Source organism: Micromonospora sp. D93 (assembly GCF_018070365.1).
In the GTDB taxonomy this organism is placed as follows: domain Bacteria; phylum Actinomycetota; class Actinomycetes; order Mycobacteriales; family Micromonosporaceae; genus Micromonospora; species Micromonospora ureilytica.
Genome location: NZ_JAGPXW010000042.1, coordinates 1 through 20,235 on the forward strand (window position 1 = coordinate 1; position 20,235 = coordinate 20,235).

The 20,235-nt window shown below is 70.7% G+C and carries 22 protein-coding genes; 13 read left to right on the forward strand and 9 right to left on the reverse strand.

From position 1 onward, the window contains the following. Window positions 1-278: 278 nt before the first annotated feature. Both KBX71_RS31070 and KBX71_RS31075 read left to right on the forward strand, forming a co-directional pair. Window positions 279-671, forward strand: coding sequence for a YciI family protein (locus KBX71_RS31070; RefSeq protein WP_238661275.1), 393 nt, complete (start codon window positions 279-281; stop codon window positions 669-671). Between the two features lie 4 nt (window positions 672-675). Then, window positions 676-1,932, forward strand: coding sequence for an RNA polymerase sigma factor (locus tag KBX71_RS31075; protein ID WP_210821302.1), 1,257 nt, complete (start codon window positions 676-678; stop codon window positions 1,930-1,932). Window positions 1,933-1,979: 47 nt separating this feature from the next. Here KBX71_RS31075 and KBX71_RS31080 read toward each other — a convergent pair whose 3' ends face one another. Continuing rightward, a complete protein-coding gene (locus tag KBX71_RS31080) occupies window positions 1,980-3,080 on the reverse strand; it encodes a calcium:proton antiporter (RefSeq protein WP_210821303.1) in 1,101 nt (366 codons plus the stop codon). A 113-nt stretch (window positions 3,081-3,193) separates the two neighbouring features. On the opposite strand from KBX71_RS31080, the gene KBX71_RS31085 reads away from it, so the two are divergent. Together KBX71_RS31085 and KBX71_RS31090 are read left to right on the forward strand one after the other, a co-directional pair. Then, on the forward strand, window positions 3,194-3,556 hold the full coding sequence (locus KBX71_RS31085; RefSeq protein WP_307847413.1) for a metalloregulator ArsR/SmtB family transcription factor: 363 nt from the start codon (window positions 3,194-3,196) through the stop codon (window positions 3,554-3,556). Further along, complete coding sequence (locus KBX71_RS31090; RefSeq protein ID WP_210821305.1) at window positions 3,553-4,056, forward strand: SRPBCC family protein; 504 nt, start codon at window positions 3,553-3,555, stop codon at window positions 4,054-4,056. Before KBX71_RS31085 ends, KBX71_RS31090 begins: the two co-directional genes overlap by 4 nt. On the opposite strand, the gene mug is transcribed toward KBX71_RS31090, so the two are convergent. Beyond that, entirely contained in the window at window positions 4,053-4,622 is a 570-nt protein-coding gene (gene mug / locus KBX71_RS31095; RefSeq protein WP_210821348.1) for a G/U mismatch-specific DNA glycosylase, read from the reverse strand. The two genes, KBX71_RS31090 and mug, sit on opposite strands and share 4 nt — an antisense overlap. Window positions 4,623-4,684: 62 nt before the next feature. Here mug and KBX71_RS31100 point away from each other — a divergent pair, with 62 nt between their 5' ends. The 4 genes from KBX71_RS31100 to KBX71_RS31115 all read left to right on the forward strand — a co-directional run bounded on the left by KBX71_RS31100 (window position 4,685) and on the right by KBX71_RS31115 (window position 10,793). Beyond that, window positions 4,685-5,428 carry a cyclopropane-fatty-acyl-phospholipid synthase family protein gene (locus KBX71_RS31100; protein ID WP_210821306.1) on the forward strand — a complete coding sequence of 248 codons (744 nt, stop codon included), beginning with the start codon at window positions 4,685-4,687 and terminating at the stop codon, window positions 5,426-5,428. A gap of 37 nt (window positions 5,429-5,465) precedes the next feature. Further along, on the forward strand, window positions 5,466-6,275 hold the full coding sequence (locus KBX71_RS31105; RefSeq protein ID WP_210821307.1) for a CPBP family intramembrane glutamic endopeptidase: 810 nt from the start codon (window positions 5,466-5,468) through the stop codon (window positions 6,273-6,275). A gap of 411 nt (window positions 6,276-6,686) precedes the next feature. After that, complete coding sequence (locus tag KBX71_RS31110; protein WP_210821308.1) at window positions 6,687-7,874, forward strand: ThuA domain-containing protein; 1,188 nt, start codon at window positions 6,687-6,689, stop codon at window positions 7,872-7,874. An 87-nt stretch (window positions 7,875-7,961) separates the two neighbouring features. Next, a complete protein-coding gene (locus tag KBX71_RS31115) occupies window positions 7,962-10,793 on the forward strand; it encodes a PQQ-dependent sugar dehydrogenase (protein ID WP_210821309.1) in 2,832 nt (943 codons plus the stop codon). A gap of 41 nt (window positions 10,794-10,834) precedes the next feature. Here the strand turns inward: KBX71_RS31115 and KBX71_RS31120 are convergent, their stop codons facing one another. Then, the gene (locus tag KBX71_RS31120) at window positions 10,835-11,614 is read right to left on the reverse strand and encodes a helix-turn-helix domain-containing protein (protein ID WP_247684415.1); all 780 of its coding nucleotides are present in this window, start codon (window positions 11,612-11,614) and stop codon (window positions 10,835-10,837) included. Window positions 11,615-11,682: 68 nt separating this feature from the next. On the opposite strand from KBX71_RS31120, the gene KBX71_RS31125 reads away from it, so the two are divergent. Beyond that, window positions 11,683-12,069, forward strand: coding sequence for a nuclear transport factor 2 family protein (locus KBX71_RS31125; RefSeq protein ID WP_247684416.1), 387 nt, complete (start codon window positions 11,683-11,685; stop codon window positions 12,067-12,069). Here the strand turns inward: KBX71_RS31125 and KBX71_RS31130 are convergent. The 3 genes from KBX71_RS31130 to KBX71_RS31140 all read right to left on the reverse strand — a co-directional run bounded on the left by KBX71_RS31130 (window position 12,066) and on the right by KBX71_RS31140 (window position 14,172). Beyond that, window positions 12,066-13,010 carry an acyltransferase domain-containing protein gene (locus KBX71_RS31130; RefSeq protein ID WP_210821311.1) on the reverse strand — a complete coding sequence of 315 codons (945 nt, stop codon included), beginning with the start codon at window positions 13,008-13,010 and terminating at the stop codon, window positions 12,066-12,068. The two genes, KBX71_RS31125 and KBX71_RS31130, sit on opposite strands and share 4 nt — an antisense overlap. 29 nt (window positions 13,011-13,039) lie before the next feature. Next, on the reverse strand, window positions 13,040-13,624 hold the full coding sequence (locus KBX71_RS31135; protein WP_247684417.1) for a hypothetical protein: 585 nt from the start codon (window positions 13,622-13,624) through the stop codon (window positions 13,040-13,042). A 119-nt stretch (window positions 13,625-13,743) separates the two neighbouring features. After that, the gene (locus KBX71_RS31140) at window positions 13,744-14,172 is read right to left on the reverse strand and encodes a VOC family protein (RefSeq protein ID WP_210821313.1); all 429 of its coding nucleotides are present in this window, start codon (window positions 14,170-14,172) and stop codon (window positions 13,744-13,746) included. 95 nt (window positions 14,173-14,267) lie between these two features. Between KBX71_RS31140 and KBX71_RS31145 the strand changes: the two genes are divergently transcribed. Further along, window positions 14,268-15,185, forward strand: a complete 918-nt coding sequence (locus KBX71_RS31145; RefSeq protein ID WP_210821314.1) for an NAD-dependent epimerase/dehydratase family protein — start codon at window positions 14,268-14,270, stop codon at window positions 15,183-15,185. Between the two features lie 121 nt (window positions 15,186-15,306). On the opposite strand, the gene KBX71_RS31150 is transcribed toward KBX71_RS31145, so the two are convergent. After that, window positions 15,307-15,747: a VOC family protein gene (locus KBX71_RS31150; protein WP_210821315.1), complete on the reverse strand. Its 441-nt coding sequence runs from the start codon at window positions 15,745-15,747 to the stop codon at window positions 15,307-15,309. Between the two features lie 132 nt (window positions 15,748-15,879). Between KBX71_RS31150 and KBX71_RS31155 the strand changes: the two genes are divergently transcribed. Continuing rightward, window positions 15,880-16,158 (forward strand): hypothetical protein, encoded by a 279-nt coding sequence (locus KBX71_RS31155; RefSeq protein ID WP_210821316.1) that lies wholly within the window; start codon window positions 15,880-15,882, stop codon window positions 16,156-16,158. 7 nt (window positions 16,159-16,165) lie between these two features. On the opposite strand, the gene KBX71_RS31160 is transcribed toward KBX71_RS31155, so the two are convergent. Next, window positions 16,166-16,918, reverse strand: a complete 753-nt coding sequence (locus KBX71_RS31160) for an MBL fold metallo-hydrolase (RefSeq protein ID WP_210821317.1) — start codon at window positions 16,916-16,918, stop codon at window positions 16,166-16,168. Between the two features lie 86 nt (window positions 16,919-17,004). Continuing rightward, window positions 17,005-17,937 (reverse strand): alpha/beta fold hydrolase, encoded by a 933-nt coding sequence (locus KBX71_RS31165; RefSeq protein ID WP_210821318.1) that lies wholly within the window; start codon window positions 17,935-17,937, stop codon window positions 17,005-17,007. 83 nt (window positions 17,938-18,020) lie between these two features. Here KBX71_RS31165 and KBX71_RS31170 point away from each other — a divergent pair, with 83 nt between their 5' ends. Together KBX71_RS31170 and KBX71_RS31175 are read left to right on the forward strand one after the other, a co-directional pair. Further along, window positions 18,021-18,590 carry a TetR/AcrR family transcriptional regulator gene (locus KBX71_RS31170; RefSeq protein WP_210821319.1) on the forward strand — a complete coding sequence of 190 codons (570 nt, stop codon included), beginning with the start codon at window positions 18,021-18,023 and terminating at the stop codon, window positions 18,588-18,590. Between the two features lie 127 nt (window positions 18,591-18,717). After that, complete coding sequence (locus tag KBX71_RS31175; RefSeq protein ID WP_210821320.1) at window positions 18,718-20,232, forward strand: cellulose binding domain-containing protein; 1,515 nt, start codon at window positions 18,718-18,720, stop codon at window positions 20,230-20,232. The last annotated feature ends 3 nt before the right edge of the window (window positions 20,233-20,235 follow it).

Sequence of the window (20,235 nt, forward strand, 5' to 3'; positions counted from 1 at the left end):
AATCGTCCGACCCGAACCCCACAAGTGCTCCAACACCTGCCGATGCCCGAACGTCACCACACCTGGTCTCGCCACCAGCACCTCCACCACAACCAAGATCAGTTGCACTGAAGCCTAGAAACCACCCGGCGTGTCGTGACGCTAACTTCATGATCACCGGTTCGGGTGGGGGCAGGGAGAGCTGCGGGGTGTCCGGGTGGGGGGGTTGGGGTTCGACGTTTCCTGTGGGGGCGCCGAATGGCATCCCCACAGGAGGAGGGGAAGAGACAGTGAAGTACATGATTTTGCTCTACGGGTCGCAGCAGGACTATGACGTGCTGTCCGGGCGAGCTTCCGACCGGCCGGCGATGTCCGCCGAGCAGATCGCGGCGATGCACAAGCACATGGAGACCTTCCACCAGGCGCTGGCCGAGTCCGGGGAGCTGGTCGACGCCCGGGGCCTGAGCGAGCCGGTGCACGCCCGCCGGGTGCAGGTGCGCGAGGGAGCACCAGTGGTCACCGACGGCCCGTACCCGGAGACGCAGGAGGTCCTCGCCGGTTACACCATCGTGGAGTGCGCCAGCTTCGATCGGGCCACCGAGATCGCCGCCGGTCTCGTCGACCCGGACGCCCCCGGTGGGTACGTGGACGTCCGGCCGGTGCTCGACGGTGTCGAGGACCTGGCCGGCTGACCCGGTGTCGGAGACTCCCGCCGAGGACCTGCTGCGCGAGCTGGCGCCGCAGGTCCTCGGCGCGCTGGTCCGCCGCTACGGGCACTTCGACACGGCCGAGGACGCGGTGCAGGAGGCGCTGATCGCCGCCGCGGACGGGTGGCCGCGCGACGGCGTACCGGAGAATCCACGCGGCTGGCTGATCACCGTGGCGTCCCGTCGACTGACCGACCTGCTGCGTCGCGAGCAGGCCCGGATGCGGCGGGAGGACACGGTCGCGCGGTGGGTGCTGCCGGAGCAGTGGCGCGCCCCCGCCGCCGATCGTCCGCCGGCGGACGCCGACGACACGCTCATCCTGCTGTTCCTGTGCTGCCACCCGGCGCTGTCGGCGGCGTCGCAGATCGCGCTCACCCTGCGGGCGGTGGGCGGGTTGAGCACCGCCGAGGTGGCGCGCGCGTTCCTGGTGCCGGAGGCGACGATGACCCGGCGGATCAGTAGGGGCAAACAGCGGATCCGCGACAGTGGGTTGCGGTTCGCGCCACCCACCGGGCCGGAGCGCGCCGGCCGGCTCGCCGCCGTGCTGCACGTGCTCTACCTGATCTTCACGGAGGGGTACGCCCGCACGGCCGGGCCGGGGTTGCTGCGCGCCGACCTGACCGCCGAGGCGATCCGGCTGACCCGCCTGGTGCACCGGCTGTTGCCCGAGGACCCCGAGGTCACCGGGCTGCTGGCGTTGATGCTGCTGACCGACGCCCGTGCGCCGGCCCGGATCGGCCCGCACGGCGAGCTGGTGCCGATGGCCGAGCAGGACCGCTCCCGGTGGCGGGCCGACCAGATCGCCGAGGGGGTCGAGCTGATCACCGGGGCGCTGCCGCGCGGGGTGGTCGGTGCGTACCAGGTCCAGGCGGCCATCGCGGCAGTGCACGACGAGGCGCCCAGCGCGGCGGCCACCGACTGGGCGCAGATCACTGCCCTGTACGAGGTGCTCCTGACGATGTCCGACAACCCGGTGGTGGCGCTCAACCGCGCAGTGGCGGTGGCGATGAGTCGGGGCGCGCCGGCCGGGTTGGCGCTGCTCGCCGACCTGGCCGACGACCCCCGCCTCGCCGACGACCCTCGACTGCCGGCCGCCCGCGCCCACCTGTGGGAGTTGGAGGGTGAGCGGGTCGCGGCGCGGGAGGCGTACCGGATGGCGGCGGCGCGCTCGACGAACCTGGCGCAGCAGCGCTACCTGAACGCCCGCGCGGAGCGTCTCGCGGGCGACCCACCGCCCGCCGGCTGAACCGGCGGGCCGTGCGGGTCACGGGCACAGCCGGCGGGCCGTGCGGGTCACGGGCTGGCGGCCAGGAAGACGAAGGCGGCCATCAGCACCAGGTGTACGCCGCCCTGCAACACGTTGGCCCGGCCGGGGACCACGGTGAGTACGGCGGTCACGGCGGTGAGCGCGAGCAGGGCGAGTTGGGTGCCGCCGAGGCCGAGCAGCAGCGGGCCGTCCAGCCAGATCGAGGCGATCGCGATGGCCGGGATGGTCAGGCCGATGCTGGCCATCGCCGAGCCGAGCGCAAGGTTCAGGCTGATCTGCACGCGGTCGCGGCGGGCGGCGCGGGCGGCGGCCAGGGTCTCCGGCAGCAGCACCAGCAGGGCGATGATGACGCCGACGAAGGCGTGCGGCAGGTTCGCCGCGGCGACGCCGGCCTCGATGGTCGGGGAGACCGTCTTGGCGTCGCCGACCACCGCTACCAGCGCCACCAGCAGCAACCCCAGGCTGACCAGCGCCGCGCGGGTGGTCGGCGGCTTCGCGTGCTCCTCCGCGTCGATCACCTGGCCCCGGCTGTCGACAGGCAGGAAGTAGTCGCGGTGCCGGCCGGTCTGCACGAGCACGAAGAGCCCGTAGAGCGCCAACGAGGCGACGGCGGCGAAGGCGAGCTGGGCCGGGCTGAACTCGGGGCCGGGTCGGGCCGTGGTGAAGGTCGGGATGACCAGACTCAGGGTGGCCAGGGTGATCACGGTGGCCAGGGCCCCGCCGGTGCCCTCCGGGTTGAACACCGCGACGCGACGGCGCAGCGCCCCGAGCAGCAGGGACAGGCCGAGTATCCCGTTGCAGGTGATCATGACGGCGGCGAAGACGGTGTCCCGGGCGAGCGACTGGGTCTTCTCCGGGCCGCTGATCATCAGCGTGACGATGAGGGCGACCTCGATCACGGTGACCGCAACGGCGAGCACCAGCGACCCGTACGGCTCCCCCACCCGGTGGGCGACCACCTCCGCGTGGTGCACGGCCGCGAGCACGGCACCCCCGAGCAGCACCGCGACCACCACGATGATCGGGCCGGGCAGGTTCCGCCCCCAGGTCACGATCAACACCAGGACAGCGAGCACGGGTACGGCGAAGGTCCAGTCGGTCAGGCGGGAGCGAAGCAGGGCGGCCATGCCGTACAGCGTGCCAGGTCAGGTGATCATGTGCCCACCACCGACGCAGGGGCCCTCGCGGTGTCGCAGGTCCACAACGGGCAGACCCGTAACCTATGGGTTACGCTTCGAGGGTGGATGAAGTGGCCGTCGCGATCGCGGACCCGGTGCGGCGGCACATCCTGACCATGTTGCGCGACGAACCCCTCTCCGCCGGCGACATCGCCCAGCGGTTCACCATCAGCCGCCCCGCCATCAGCCGCCACCTGCGGGTGCTGCGCGAGAGCGGGTTGGTCCGTGACGAGTTGGTCGGACGGCAGCGGATCTACCGGCTCGACCCGGGCCCGCTCGCCCCACTGCTCGACTGGCTCGCCGGGCTCACCACAGTAGACAGGTGGGAGCGGCAGCTCGACGCGCTGGAGACCGAGGTCTATCGCACCCGCCGAGAGCGCCGCAGCCGCGGCCCGGCGGAACACCGAAGGGAGCACACGGCATGACCCGCACACCCGCCGGACGCCTGTTTCGCACCGCCACCGGGCACGATCTCGTCCTCACCCGGACCTTCCGCGCCCCGCTCGCTGACGTCTGGGCCAGCCTGACCGAATCGGAACGCACGGCCCGCTGGTTCGGCCCGTGGGAGGGCGACGCCGGGTCCGGACGGACCATCCGGGTCCAGATGGCGTACGAGGAGGAGAAGCCCTGGTGTGAGGTCCGCATCGACGCGTGCGAACCGCCACAGCGCCTCGCCGTTTCGATGATCGACAGCTACGGCACCTGGCTGCTGGAGCTGTCGCTGACCGAAACCGACGGCACCACCGAGCTGCGGTTCGTGCAGCATCTGAGCAGCGTGGAGGGCATCGCCGAGGTGGGCGCCGGTTGGGAGTACTACCTGGACCTGCTCGTCGCCTCCCGGGACGGCTCGCCCCGCCCGGAGTTCGACGACTACCACCCGGCGATGCAGCCCTACTACCAGGGGCTGGCCGCCGCGGCCGGTTAGGCGTCGAGCTCCCGCCGCAGCCTGGCGAACTCGGCGGTCAAGGCTGGCAGCGGGAAGTGCGCGTTCAGGCCACTGGGGTTCGGCAGCACCCACACCCGGGCCGGGCCCAGCAGATCCGGTCGCGGACCCAGCCCGGCCTTCGGTCGGGCGAAGGCGATCCGGTACGCGGTCACTCCCAGGATCGCCACCCAGCGCGGCCGGTAGCGCTCGGCCTTCACCGCCAACCCGGTGACCCCGGCCACCAGCTCCTCCGACGTCAGCTCGGCGGCGCGGGCGGTGGCCCGGTTGCTCAGGCTGGTGATGCCCAGGCCCTGCCGCAACAGCTCGTCGCGCTCCCACGAGCGCAGCTGGCGGTCGGTGAAACCGGCCCCGTGCAGGGCCGGCCAGAACCGGCTGCCCCGCCGGGCGAACGGCTCTCCCACCGCGGCCGAGTAGAGGCCGGGGTTGTAGCCGCAGAACAACACGCGCAGCCCGGGGCCGATGATGTCTGGCAGACCCCGGCCGGCCGCCGCCGCCACCTCCTGCGGGGTCGGCCGCCGCGCCGGCCCCGCGCGCTCCGCGTCCATCCCACCGATCCTGCCGTACGCCCGGGTGCCGGCACCGGCACACGCCTTGACACCATCAACGGATGCAGTCAACCGACCACCTCGCCGCCAGCCGCTACGCGCGGATGCGCTGGAACACTCCGCTCTCGCCGGAGCACGCCGCGTTGCTGCTGCAACGGCTCGACGTCCGCCCCGGCACGCGCGTGCTCGACCTCGGCTGCGGCTGGGGTGAGCTGCTGCTGCGGGCGGTCGCCGCCGGCGGTGTGTCCGGCCCGGTCGCAACCCGGGGCGTCGGCGTCGACACCGACGACGCCGCGCTCGCCCGGGGGCGGCGGCTGGCCGCGGGTCGGTCGCTGAACCGGCACGTCGCCTTCGTGATGGGGGAAGCCGCGGCGTGGCAGGAGCCGGCCGACCGGGTCCTCTGCATCGGCTCAGCACATGCCTTTGGCGGCACCGAGGCCGCCCTCGACGCCCTCGCCACCGTGGTCCGCCCCGGTGGGCGGCTGCTGTTCGGCGACGCGTACTGGGAACGGTCCCCCACGTCGGAGATCGCCGAGGTCTTCGGCCCGGACGTCCCGACCCTCCCCGGTCTGGTCGAGGCCGCCCGCGAGCGAGGCTGGCGGTTGCTGCACCTGAGCACCGCCGACCAGCGGGAATGGGACGACTTCGAGTCCACCTGGCTCGCCGGCCGGCAGGAGTGGCTGCTGGCATACCCGGAGGATCCCCGCGCGGCCGAGGTCCGCGCGGAACTCGACGACCGGTTGCGAGAGTACGTCGGCGGTTACCGGGGTGTCCTCGGCCTCGGCTACCTCGTCCTCGGCCGCTGACCGTCAGCAGTTGACCCCGCTGGCTACGCTGCGCGTGGTGAGCGCCGGACCTCGTCTCGCAGTGCCCTGGCGGGTCCTCGTCGTGGCCACCGGCGCCGTGCTGGTGTGGCTGTTCCTGGGCGCCCTGCTCGACGGTGACTACGACCGACCCACCCACGCGGTCGGGGCGGTCCTCACCTCCGCTGTCGTCGTACCCCTTGTGGTTGTCGCCCGTCGCGTCCTGGACCGACGCCCGTGGGCCGGCCTCGGGCTGCCGTCGCTGCGCTCCGGCTGGCGGCGCCTGCTGTTCGGCATGGCCTGCTGGCTCATGCCCGCCGCGGCGGGGTTCGCGCTCTGCCTCGGCCTCGGCTGGGTCGAGATCAGCGTCCGGACGTCCGTCGGGGACGCGGTGCGCGTGGCGGCGCTGCTGGTCGTCCTCGTCTTCCTGAAGGAGGCGCTGCCGGAGGAGCTGATCTTCCGGGGGTACCTACAACACAACCTCGCCACCCGGCTGCCGGCCTGGCAGGCCGCCGTCGGGCAGGCCGCGCTGTTCACAGTGTTCGGCTTCCTCGTCGGGGCGGCCCGATCCGTCGACCGACTGGCGCTCTTCTTCGCCTTCGCGCTGCTGCTGGGCGCCTTCCGCGCCGCCACCGGCGACGTCTGGGCCGGCATCGGCCTGCACGTCGCCTTCCAGACGGTCGCTCAGCTGTTCGGCGACGTCGGGGCGGTCTTCGACGTGGTCGGCGCGAACGTCCTCGGAGTGGTGGCCATGGGGGCCATCCCGTTCTCGGTCAGCTGGATCGTCCTGCGGCACCGCTACCGGGACTATCTGAACTGGCGGGCCCTCGCGCCGGACCCGGTGCGCTGAGCGGCTGAAGCCCGGGCGTCTGGCCCACCTGCGGGGGCCGATCGCCACAGCGCCGGGAGGTGCTCCGCGAGCCGTTCTCGATCTTCGTCGGTAACCATGCCATCGACCATACGTCATACGTCTCACCTCCATACCACCGAGGGCCGTTCGCGGGCCTACTCGGGACCGAGCACCTGGGCTTGACGGGGCACAGACATCGGAGGTTTACTGCGTCAACGATGCCAGTCGATGAATTCTGACCGTCCATTTTGAATGGTTCGAATCGTCGGTTGGTTTCACCGCCCCATCCCCCACCACCCCGCACCACCTCAGCCGAGCATCGGCGGCCCGGCTTCCGCACCACCGCCACTGTGGCCTCCGGCCTGCCCGTGTGCACAGCCTGAGGTCGACGCTCAGCAGAGGAGCAAGACCATGCGTTCCCGTCCCCGCCTGTTGGCACTCGTCACCGGCTTGGCCGTCATGCTGGCCAGCCTGGTCGCCATGCCGACCCCCGCCTCGGCGGCACCGCTGACCAAGGTCCTGGTGTTCAGCAAGACCGCCGGCTTCCGACACTCGGCCATCCCCAACGGCATCGCCGCGATCCAGCAGCTCGGCTCCGCCAACGGCTTCAGCGTGACCGCGACCGAGGATGCCGGCCAGTTCACCACCTCCAACCTGGCCCAATACCAGGCGGTGGTCTTCATGTCGACGACCGGCGACGTCCTCAACGCCAGCCAGCAGACGGCCTTCGAGTCGTACATCGCCGCCGGCGGCGGGTACGTCGGCGTGCACGCCGCCGCCGACACCGAGTACAGCTGGCCGTGGTACGGCGCGCTGGTCGGGGCGTGGTTCGACTCGCACCCGGCGATCCAGACCGCCACCGTGAAGATCGAGGACCAGACCAACCCGTCGACCGCGCACCTCGGCACGACCTGGGTCCGCTCCGACGAGTGGTACAACTACCGCACCAACCCCCGATCCAGCGCGCGGGTCCTGGCCAGCCTCGACGAGTCGTCGTACAGCGGCGGCAACATGAGCGGCGACCACCCGATCACCTGGTGCAAGGCGTACGGCGGCGGGCGCGCCTGGTACACCGGCCTCGGTCACACCGAGGCGTCGTACACCGACCCGAACTTCACCAAGATGCTGCTCGGCGGTCTCCAGGTCGCCGCGGGTTCCGTGACGGCCGACTGCTCGCCGCGCACGACGACCCCGCCGCCCACCGCCAGCGGCTCCACCCTGCGGGCCCGCGCCAACAACCAGTACGTGAGCGCGCCGAACTCCACCACCGCGCTGATCGCCAACAAGACCTCCGTCGGGACCACCGAGCGGTTCGACCTGGTCAACCTCGCCAACGGCAACGTGGCGCTGCGTGCCAAGGGCAACGGGCAGTTCGTCGCGGCCGAGAACTCCGGGTCCTCCCCGCTGATCGCCAACCGGGCCAGCGCTGGCGCCTGGGAGACGTTCCAGCTCGTCCGCAACTCCGACGGCACGGTGAGCCTGCGGGCCACTGTGAACAACCGCTACGTCGCCGCCGACAACGCGGGCGCGTCCCCGCTGATCGCCAACCGGACCTCCATCGGTCAGTGGGAGAAGTTCGACCTGGTCACCACCAACTGACCTGGTCCCCCGCACGTTCTCCACCACCCCACCTGGTCGTGGTGCGCCCCCGCGCGCCCGTCCCCCGGTCGTCGAGAAAGGACGATCATGCTCTCGTACCCCCGGCGCTGGCCCCGGGCGCTCTTCGCGGCGGTCCTCACCGTCGCGAGCGCGGCCCTCGCTGTGGCTGCACCGTCCACCGCCCAGGCGGCGGTGATCCCCGCCTCCGACTATCAGCAGGTCAAGCTCGCCACCGGTTCGGGCGAGCTGGGTGAGGCCATGTCCCTGGCCGTCCTGCCCAACCGCTCGGTACTGCACACCGCCCGCAACGGCGTCCTCCGGGTGACCGACGTGGCCGGCAACACCAAGACCTCCGGCACCCTGTCCGTCTACACGCACGACGAGGAGGGGTTGCAGGGCGTCGCCGTCGACCCCAACTTCGCCACCAACCGGTGGATCTACCTGTACTACTCCCCCACGCTGAGCACCCCGTCCGGGGACGCCCCGACCACCGGCTCGCAGTCCGACTGGGACCGGTGGAAGGGGCACCTGCGGCTGTCCCGGTTCACCCTGAACAGCGACGACACGGTCAACCTGGGCAGCGAGAAAATCGTGCTCCAGGTCGCCAACGACCGTGGGCAGTGCTGCCACGTCGGCGGTGACCTGGACTTCGACGCCGCCGGCAACCTGTACCTGACCACCGGCGACGACACCAACCCGTTCGAGTCGTCCGGCTACGCGCCACTTGACGAACGGACCAACCGCAACCCGCAGTTCGACGCCCAGCGCACGGCGGGCAACACCAACGACCTGCGGGGCAAGCTGCTGCGGATCAAGCCGCAGGCGGACGGCACGTACACGATCCCGTCGGGCAACCTGTTCGCCCCCGGCACGTCGGGCACCCGCCCGGAGATCTACGCCATGGGTCTGCGCAACCCGTTCCGGATGAGCGTCGACAAGGCGACCGGCGTGGTCTACCTCGGTGACTACGGCCCCGACGCAGGCAGCACGAACTCCAGCCGGGGCCCCCAGGGTCAGGTCGAGTTCAACCGCATCGCGTCGCCCGGCAACTACGGCTGGCCGTACTGCACCGGCGCCAACACCAGCACCGAAACATACAATGAATACACCTTCCCGTCCGGGCCGTCGCAGTCCAAGTACAACTGCTCGGGCGGGCCGACCAACAACTCGTTCCGCAACACCGGGCTCGGCACGCTGCCCGCGGCGAGGGCGGCCTGGATCAAGTACGCCGGCGACTCCGGCTCGCCGTCGGAGTTCGGCAGCGGCTCGGAGTCGCCAATGGGCGGGCCGGTCTACCGGTACGACGCCTCGCTCAACTCCAGCATCAAGTTCCCGGCCTCGCTGAACGGTCAGTTCTTCGCCGGCGAGTACGGCCGCCGCTGGATCAAGGCCATCGCGGTCAACTCCGACGGCTCGCGTGGGGAGATCTCCAACTTCCCGTGGACCGGCACCCAGGTCATGGACATGGCCTTCGGCCCGGACGGCGCCCTGTACGTGCTGGACTACGGCACCGGCTCGAACAACCAGGCGCTCTTCCGGATCGAGTACATCGGTGGTGGCAACCGCAGCCCGATCGCGGTCGCCTCGGCGAACCCCACGTCGGGGGCCAACCCGCTGACTGTCAACTTCTCGTCGGCCGGCAGCTCCGACCCCGAGGGCGGCGCGCTCAGCTACCTGTGGACCTTCGGTGACGGCACCACGTCGACGGCGGCCAACCCCACCAAGACGTACACCACGAACGGCACGTACTCCCCCACGTTGAAGGTCACCGACCCGACCGGCCTGTCCGGAACGGCGAGCCTGATCGTCACAGTGGGCAACACCGCGCCGACGGTGTCGCTCACCACGCCCGCCGACGGGCAACTGTTCACCTTCGGTGACACGGTGCCGTACCAGATCTCGGTGAGCGACCCGCAGGACGGCACGATCGACTGTTCCAAGGTGAGCCTGACGTACGCGCTGGGCCACGACAGCCACGCCCACCAGATCACCTCGAAGACCGGTTGCAGCGGCTCCATCACCGTCCCGACGGACGGGGAGCACGACTCCGCGGCCAACATCTACGGAGTCTTCGACGCCGCCTACACCGACAACGGTGGGCTCACCACGCACAGCATCAAGACGCTGCAACCCAAGCACCGCCAGGGTGAGCACTTCGGCGGCCAGTCCGGTGTGCAGGCCACCGACCACACCAACGCCGAGGGTGGCCGCACGGCCGGGTTCATCGAGAACAACGACTGGATCTCCTACCAGCCGTACAACCTGGCCAACGCCAACCGCATCACCGTAAGGGCGTCGTCGGCCGGCGCCGGTGGCACCATCGAGGTCCGGGCCGGGTCGGCCACCGGCACCCTGCTGGGCACCGTCACGGTTCCGGTGACCGGCAACTGGGAGACCTTCGTCGAGGCGTCCGCCACGATCAGCAACCCGCCCACCGCGTCGACGACGCTGTACCTGGTCTTCAAGGGTGGGTCCGGCTACCTGTTCGATGTCGACGCGTTCACCTTCACCACCGGCACCGGTAGCAGCGCGCCGGCGACCACCTTGCGGGCGCAGGTCAACAACCAGTACGTGTCGGCGGTCGGCAGCACCGCGTTGATCGCCAACAAGGCCAGCGTCTCGACGACCGAGCAGTTCGACCGGGTGGACGCTGGCAACGGTGCCATCGCCCTGCGGTCGCGCGCCAACGGGCTCTACGTCTCCGCCGAGAACGCGGGCGCGGAGCCATTGATCGCCAACCGCACGTCCGTGGGTGCGTGGGAGACCTTCCAGCTCATCACCAACTCCGACGGGACGGTCAGTCTGCGCGCCACGATCAACAACCAGATCGTGGCCGCCGAGAACGCCGGGGCGGGATCGCTCATCGCCAACCGCACCTCGGTCGGCTCCTGGGAGAGGTTCATCCTGACCACCAGCTGACGAGTGGCGGGGCCCGGCCTGGGCGGTGACCAGGCCGGGCCCTACCGTGTGAAGTAGGCGGCGCTCTCCGGGTCTGCCGGGTAGTAGGACTCCACAGCGATCTCCTCGATGGTGATGTCCATCGGCGTGCCGAACGTGGTGATGGTCGAGAACAGCCGCAGCTCGCGTCCACCGATCCGCAGGATCATCGGGATCACCACGTCGGCGTCGACCCGTTGGCCCATCGGGTCCTCGGGCAGCGGGTTCAGCAGTTCCTCGTAGAGCGCCGCGAGTTCCGCGTCGGGAGCCGCGGCGAGCTGGCGCGAGATCCGACTACGGAACACCGCCCGCACGTCCGCCAGGTTGACGACCAGGGGGGCGAGCCCGCGCGGGTCCAGGCCCAGCCGGACCAGGTTCACCGGCGGCCGCAACAGGTCGGGCGCCGCGTACGCGAAGAACGGGTCGACCGCGCGGTTGGTCAGCACGATGTTCCACCGGCGGTCGAAGACCAGCGCCGGGTACGGCTCGTGCGCCCGGAGCACCCTGCGGACCGCGTCGAGCGCGCCCGACAGGGCGGTGTCGTCGAGCGGACGCCGCGCGTACCGGGGCGCGAAGCCGGCGGCGAGCAACAGCTGGTTGCGATCACGCAGCGGCACGTGGAGCTGGTCGGAGAGCCGCAGGATCATGCCCGCGCTCGGCGTGGACTTGCCGGTCTCGACCAGGCTGACGTGCCGAGCCGAGACATCCGCGGCGATCGCCAGGTCGAGTTGGCTGAGCCCCCGGCGCTTGCGCCACTGCCGTAGGAGCTCCCCGACCGCGTGCACGATCATGAGCCTACTCATCGTCGCTCGGGACGCCATGAAGTGCGATGTCATCGACAAGCATCCGGGCCGGGGAAACACTTGCGGCCATGACCACCGAGAACAAGAGCATCGTCGGACGTGCGTTGGCGGGGCTGGTCGACACCGGCGACGTCGACACGCTCGCCTCGCTCCTGAGCGAGGACTTCACCCATCACCGGTCGGATTCGACGACCTCGACCAAGGAGCAGTGGCTCGCCGCGGTCCAAGCCGCGCTGGGCCCGACCGCCGGCATGCGTGTCGACATCCTGCACCTGCTGGCCGACGGTGACCACGTCGTGGTGCACTCGCGGCGCCGACTCCCCGACGCGGGGCCGGAGATCGTGGTCGTCGACGTCCTGCGGATCGCCGACGGATTCATCGCGGAGGTGTGGGAAATCATCGAACCGGCACGCCAGGCGGCCGCCAACGGCGCGTGGTGGGACGCGCGTGCCTAGATCGGGAAGCGGCCGTGGCGCCAGTGCCAGTGGCCGCCGGCCCGCAGGTGGTCGACGATAACGCGCTGGAGCAGCGTACGGCGCGGCAGCTCGTCGAGCGGCGTGGTCAGGGTGCGGAACCCGAACCGCAGCACCTCGATGTCGGCGTCCGGCCCGTCCGACTCCTGGTAGGGCTCCAGCTCGAACCGGCGTTGGAACCGCACGATGTTGGAGCTCTCGGGAAGGTACTCCCGCAACTGCGGGTCGAGCAGCCACGAGGCGCAGGAGAACGCGGTGTAGCGCTCGTCCGGGAAGTGCCGGGGGAAGAACGCCCGGGCCTCGTCGAGCGACGCCTCGACCGCCTCCGGGGTCAACGGCCCCGAATCGGGGACGTGCAGACCGATCGCGCCGTCGCCGCGCTGGTGCTGGAGCCGGCCCAGCTCGTAGACGCTGCCGCGCGAGTGCAGCGTCAGCCAGCTCTGCATGATCGGCCAGCCCTCGCCGCGCATCCGTCGGTCGATCGCGAGGTTGCGGCCCAGGTCGGCGAGGGTCACCCAGGACACGGTGTCGGGGACGCCGCGGTCGCGGTGGTACCCGCGCACGACGTCGACCAAAGCCAGGTACGCGTACACGTAGAGGTGCCGCCAGGCCGGCCCTCGCTCTCGCGGCAACTCCGGGCCGGGCGACATCCAGTCGTATCCCGCGAGGTCGGCGCGGACCAGGGCGATCGAGCGGTCGAGCAGCCAACGCAGCTCCGGAGTCCACAGCGGGGAGCCGGGGTCGGGCCAACCCGCCATGATCTCGGCGGCGTCGTCCGGCGGCACGGCGAGCCGGTCGAGGATCGCGGGCGCGTCGGCCTTGGCTGGCAGCGGCGCTGACGGCCCGTCACCGGCGAGCCGGTGCACACGGTCGACCTCCTCGACGGGCACCCCGAGTCGGGCGGCGATGTCGTCCAGATCCACGCCGACGACCCTACCGGCCGACGGGCAGCTCAGGAGTCCGCCGGCACTCCGGCGTCGAGCTGCCCGATCATCGGCGCGAGGAGGTCGTTGAGCTCCCGGGCCAGCACCACCACGGCCCGGCGCGCCGCCGCGGCGACGTCGTCGTCCGGACCGCCGGGCGACGGCGGCAGATCGCCGAGCGGGACCGGCGCCTCCACCTGAAGCAACGCGCGCAGATGCGGGCGCCGCGTCTGGTCCTGCTCGGTGGGTGTGGTGAACTGGCCGAACAGCTGCGGCCAGTCCTGCCAACCACGGTCGCGCTGCCACTGCTTGGTCCAGGTCAGCTCGGCCGGCCAGCGGGAGGCCACTGTCACCGCGCAGACCAGGCTGCCGTCCCACGGGCTGCGCGCGCAGGTCGCCGTGATGATCCGCCGGTGCCAGCGGACGAAGCCCGGCGACAGTTCGGTGGCCAGCCGCCAGGCCGTCACCGCGAACGCCACCGGCGCGAAGTCGCCCCACGTGTCGGCGAACTCGTCGATCCGACGAAACACCTCGGCCTCGTACCGGCCGCGCCCGTCGACACCGTGTTCGCGGTCGAACTGCTCGTCCAACCAGAAGGCGCGCGACTCCGGCATGCTCAACCCCGTTTCACAGCGATGGTGTTGCGTACCTCGAACCTATGCGAATGTCGGGGTTGCGGACGCCATCCTCGCCCGTTGTCAACCTGCGCTCCGGCGAGGTCGCGGCAACAGGCTCAGCCGACGAAGACGCAGAAGGGATGCCCGGCCAGGTCGGCGTACACGCGAAGAGGCTCGTCCGGGTCGTCGATGCGGTCGTACAACAGCCGGCCGCCGAGGCGCAGCACGCGCTCATGCTGGACCAGCAACTCCTCGACGGACTCCACGGTCAGGTCCAGGTGTAGCTGCTGGGGCACGGTGTTCGTCGGCCACGTCGCCTCCGGCAGATGCTCCACCTGCTGAAACGCGACCTGGGGCCCGCCACCGGGTGACCGCAGCACCAGCCAGTCACGGCCGCGTTCGTCGGCCTGGCCGGCCGCCGGCGGTTCGTCACCCGGCCGGTAGACGAAGCCCAGTAGCTGTCGATAGAACTCCGCCAGCGCCCTCGCAGCGGTGCAGTCGAGCACCACCGAACACAGCTTGGGCACGCTCTCCTGGTCAACCACGCTCGATCACCTCCGGGTGCCATTCTGGTCGAACCGCACCGCCGCCGCAGCGGCGGCGCTTGACAAACAGCCTGCTCCAGAGTGGACGATGCACCGTGCGAATTCTTGTGGTGGGTGGCAGCGGTCTGATCGGCGCTCACGTCGTGGACGTGCTTCGGGGGCGTGGTCACGCCGCGACCACTGTGGCGCGTACCGCCCAGCCGGGCGTCGACCACCTGCTCGATGTCGGGTCCGCCTCGATCGACGAGCTGCGGCCGCTGCTCGCCGATCACGACGGCGTCGTGTACGCCACCCGCACCGAGGAGCAGCGGCCGCTGCCCAAGCCGATCTATCCCGAGTTCCGCCGCGACAACGTCGACCCGGTGGTACGCCTGTTCACCGCCGCCCGCCTCGAAGGTCTCACCCGGGGCGTCGTGATGGGCTCCTACTACACCTACTTCGACCGGCTCCACCCGCAGTGGCGCCTCGGCGAACGGCACACGTACATCCGGTGCCGGCTGGAGCAGGCCCGGGAGGGGCGGGCGGCCGCCGGCGAGGGCCTGCCGGTCGCCGTACTCGAACTGCCCTTCGTCTTCGGTCGGGCCGGCGACCGGCTGCCCAACTGGGCCGGTCCGCTGGACCGGTGGGCCCGCTCGCGTACCCCTCTGGTCGCCCCGACCGGCGGCAGCGCCGCGGCCTCGGCCCGCAGCGTTGCCGAGGTCGCGGTCGACGCCCTGGAGCAGGCCAGCGGCGCCGACATCCCGGTCGCCGACGAGAACCTCACCTGGCACGACATGTTCGCGCGCATCGCCGCGGCGGTCGGCCGACCCCGCCGGGTCCGCCGCCTACCGGCCGGCGTGGCGCGGGCCGCGCTGCGACTCGGCGGCGCGGCGCAGGCCCTCGGCCGCAAGGAGTCGGGTGTGAACCCCAGCTACCTCGCCGACCTGCTGCTCGCCGACCTGTTCATCGAACCGACGAGCGGCCGCCCGCTCGACCCGGCCCTACGCGAGACCTTCCCGACCGGTGTCGCCTGACCCCCCTTTGACGTCGATCATGGAGTTGTGGTGCCTGGAAGGTGGTAGAGGGGTCACTTTTGTCACCCACCACAACTCCATGATCGACATCGGGCCTGGGGCAGGGACCTGGTGGCGGTTCTCAGCGGAGCTGTTCGGCCAGGCCGACGACGATGCCCTCGGGGCCGTGGACGTAGCAGAGCCGGTAGATGTCCTCGTACTGCGCCAACTCCCCGACGAGTTCGGCGCCGTGGCCGCGCAGCCGGGCGATCACGTCCTCGATGTCGTCGACGGCGAACATGATGCGCCGAATGCCCAGCGTGTTCGTCGGCGCGTTCTTCGGTGCCGCGCTGATCGCCGCCGGTCGGTGGAACATCGCCAGCTCGACCTTGCCGTGGCCGTCCGGGGTCCGCAGCATCGCGACCTCCTGCCGCACGTCGTCGAGCCCGATGACACGCTCCACCCACCGCCCCTCGACCGGGCCTCGCCCCTCCAACTCCATGCCGAGTTCGACGAAGAACGCGACGACCGCGTCAAGGTCCTCGACAACGATGAGGACGTTGTCCATCCGCTGGATCGCCATGCTGGATCTCCCTGCTCTGGTGCGGTCACGGTGACCGCATCCTCCCCGAGGACGGAGCCAGTCGGCGGTTCTCGACATCCAGAGCGGCGGGCTAATGAGTCCTCGTCGACCAGGCGCTGGCAGACTGCGCGGGTGGTACTGAACGAGGAGTTGGCGGCAGGGCTTGCCGAGGCGCGCCTGGCTGAGTGGCAGCGGGTCGGTTACGGCGGCTGGCGCGCGATGCTCGACGACAAGGATGTTCGCGACGTCCTCGGTGCGGACGGTACGCAGTACCGGGTGGTCAGCTACGCCCTTGATGACGGCGACGGGCGCATCCGCATGGCGGTCGCCGTGGATCACGGAACCTGGTCGGCGTTCGTGCCGCTGGTGCGAGACGAGATCATGCATCCGGACGGCGCGTTGATCGAGTGAGCGGCGGTCAGCTGTCCGGCGTTCCGAGCAGGACGGTGAGTCCTTCCTCAGCCGCCAGCACGGCACCGCCGAACTCCACCTGCGCGGCGGCCACCGCTGCCGCCCGGTCGTTGCCCGGCCAGAAGTGGGTGAGCATCAGACGGCGGGCACCCGCACGGCGAGCCCACAGACCGGCCTCGGTGGAGGTCAGGAGGTTTCGGGTGGGACGGCTGGTCTCACCGTCGTAGTCCGTCGCCTCGACGATGAACAGATCCGCGCCACGACCCAGTTCGGCCAACGCGGAAGTTGGCCCCGTGTCCCCCGAGTAGGCCAGGGCAATCCCGTCGGCCTGAATCCGGATGCCGGCGTTGGGCACGAAGTGCGGTAGGGACAGCCCGGTGAGATCGAACGGCCCGACCCGGTAGCTGCCGGGTAGTGGGTGCACGTCGAATACCGCATGCAGGTCGACATCGGGCTCCAGGCCGCCGAGCCGGTCGAGCACGCCAGGCGGGCAGAACAACGGCAGCCGTGGTCCCCCGGGCTGACCGTAGAACCGCATCCTGAACAGACCGTGCAGGTCGATGCAGTGGTCCGGGTGTTCATGGGTGATGACGACAGCGTCCACCGCGCCATCCGGCCAGTGCCCGAGCAACCGCGGCAGCGTGGCGTAGCCCAGGTCAAGCACCAGACGGGAGCCGTCCCAGTCCACCGCGAAGCCGCTACAGGCACGGCCTGGCTCGGGAAACGCACCGGAACTGCCGAGCACGGTGACCTGTCGCATCGGTACAGCGTCTCACCTGGCCGGGCTGGGTCGAACCCACCGCTCATGGCTGCAACAGGCGGGGCTGACGATCACCACTGAGGACCTCATCCCACGTCTGCTACCGGTTTCCCACCGAGGAAGTCCTCCAGGATCTCGGTGAACCGCGCCGGCTGCTCCTCGGCCACGTAATGGCCGCAGTCGTCGAGGACCACCCCGGTGACGTCGTCGGCCGCCAGCCGCATCGTCTCGGCGACCATCGCGCCGCTGTAGCGAGCGCCGCCGACGGCGAGCACCGGCAGCGTCAGCCTGGTCTTCCTGCGCTGCTCGTTCTGCGCGATCGTCTCGTCCAGCGCCCGGTAGTACGCGAAGCTCGCCGGCAGCCCGCGAGGGTCCGCGACGATCGCGTCGACGTACACGTCGACGGCGTACGCCGGGATCGCGTCCAGAGTGGCTGCCTTCTTGGCGAACTGGTAGCCGAAGAAGAGCCTCTCCCGCCCCCGGACCAGCTCCTCGTTGAGGTCGCTGAGCCGGTTGAAGCCGAAGTGCCAGAGCCGCTGGTTGACCGCGTCCGGGCTGAAGAACGACGGGGTCGGCGTGAGACCGGGGATGATGGCATCGACGACGGCGAGCCGGCCCACCCGCTCGGGGTGATCGGCAGCGAGGGCGTATCCGGTCCACATGCCGATGTCGTGGCCGACCACGTCGAACCGGTCGTGCCCGAGCGCGGCCATCAGAGCGACCAGATCGGCGGCGAGGGTGCCGGCGTCGTAACCGTCGTCGGGCTTGTCGGAGAGCCCGGCCCCGCGCGAGTCGACGGCGACGACTGTGTGCTCGCGGGCGAGCGCCGGTATCACTTCCCGCCAGGCATACCAGGTCTGTGGCCACCCGCCGACCAGCAGCAGCGGCGGGCCGTCCCCGCCGGTGACCGCGTGCAGCCGCAGCCCGTTCGCCTCCACGAGCCGGCTGGTGAAGACATCGGTGAACCCGTCGGGCAGCCGCAGCGAACTCAAGCTTGTCGTTCCGTCGGCCGTACTCATCATGGAACGATCGGTGCAACTTGTCATGCCGGTGACCGTACACATGTTGGAACGATCGGTGCAAGATGTGTAGGCTGCGAACCATGGCGGGCCGCAAGCAATTCGACGTGGACGAGGCGCTACGACGCGCGATGCACGTCTTCTGGCGCTGGGGCTATTCGGAGGCCTCGATCGACCGCCTGACCGAGGGCACGGGCCTGGGCCGGAGCTCGCTCTACGGCACCTTCGGCGACAAGAGCACCCTCTTCCGCGAAAGCCTCCGACGGTACGCGCAGACCTACCACCCGCTGTACGACCAGGCACTGTCTGGCCCCCACCCGAGCCCGAGCGCCGTTGTGGCCGCCTACCTGCAGGTCACCCTGAACCGCATCGCCGACCCGACAGTCCCGGACGGCTGCCTGCTCACGGTGTCGGCAACGCAGTTCCCGGCCCTCGACGCAGAGGGGCAGGCGATGGTCCGCGCCATGATCGACGGTTTGCGGGCGATGCTGCAGCAGGCGTTGCTGGCGGCGGGGGCCGATGAGCAGGAGGCTGCAGAGCTGGCGCTGTGCACGCTGGCAACGAACAAATCCCTGGCGGTGCTGAGCCGCGCCGGCTTCTCCAGCGAAGACCTGGCAACCGTCGCCGCAGCCGCCGCCCGCGCCCCAGGATGACGACACCCACCACCTTGAGCAGTCCGATGGGCACCCCTGGACGACTGCCGGCAGGACCGCCGGCATGTTGACTCCTGCCGGGCGTCCTGCCTGTCTCCCGGCAACGGACGTTGCTTGACTCAGCGGCATGACATCAATACGGAAAGCGATCACCCGTACGGTGGTCGTCGGGGCACTGATCGGCGCGACGGCGCTCACCGGTCCCACCTCCGCGTACGCGGAGTCCGGCCAACCGGGGGCCGCCGGGGGCGCCGAGTCCCTCCTCGACATCATCCCGGCACAGACCCTGGAGCAGATGGTCGCCCAGGCCCCACTTGTCGACGCGGCCAATGTCATCCGCACCGCTGTGGAACGCGCGCCGGCACGCGGCTATGCCGGCATCGGCCTGGTCGACGACCACGTCACCCTGTGGTGGAAGGGTGCGCCGCCCACCGACATCGCCGCAGCCGTCACCGCCGCCCGCCGCGCCGCGCCGGTCGAGGTGGCCAACGCCACCTACTCCCGCGCAGAACTGCGCAAGGCGGCCGCCAGACTCACCCCGGTGGTGGAAGCCGACCCGGCCGACGCCAGCCACGCGGTCAGGCTGCGCACAGACGGCACCGGCATCGAGATCGCCGTTGACCACACCCCGGGCGCCAAGCTGCCGAAGCTACCGGTCACCGGCGTCCGTACCAGCGTGGTCGAACGCGACCGGATGGTCGAACGGTCACGGGCCAACGACTCCGCGCCGTTCGACGGCGGGGCGGGCATCGGGTTCACCACGCCCGGGTGTACCGCGGGGTTCGGCGTACGCAACGCGGACACCAACGCCGGTTACCTCCTCACCGCCGAACACTGCGGAGCCATCGGCTCGCCCTGGCACGTCGGCTGGAACACCACCACCGGCACCGGCACCCTGGTCGGCTACGCGGTCGACAGCAACGACGACCACGACACGATGATCATTTCGACGTCGACGCCCGGCGGTCACCTCTACGTCGGCGGTCAGCATGACGAGGTCCGCGCCCAGGTGGTCGGCTGGACCGAGGTCTTCCCCGGCCAACTGCTGTGCCAGTCCGGGTACACCTCCGCAGGTGCGATCGGCGGTCCGGTCTGCAACCTGCGGGTCGACTTCCACTACGACGACATCGAGGACCTCGTCGAGGCCACCCAGCTCGACGGCCAGGAGTCCGCACGGGGCGGCGACAGTGGCGGCCCGGTCTACTCCGTCAACGCCAACGGCACCGTGCTCGCGGCCGGCACCACCACCCGGTCGGCCGGTCGGGGCTTCGGGTTCCAGGACTTCGCCACCGCCCGCGACGACTACGGCAACATCGTGCCGGCGACGCCGATCGTCAGCACCTGCCGGGTGTCCTTCGTCGTCACCAACTCGTGGGGCACCGGCTACAGCGCCAGCGTCACCGTCTACAACGACGGCCCGGCCACGAACGGCTGGTCGCTGGGCTTTGCCTTCCCGGGTGGACAACTCGTCCAGGGCCACTGGAACGGCATCTTCCAGCAGACCGGCGCGGCGGTGACTGTCACCAACGAGAACCACAACGCCAGCATCCCGAGCGGCGGCGCCGTCAACTTCGGTTTCACCGCGAACGGCTCCCCCGCCACCCCGGCCCCGTTCACCCTCAACGGCACCACCTGCAACTGACCC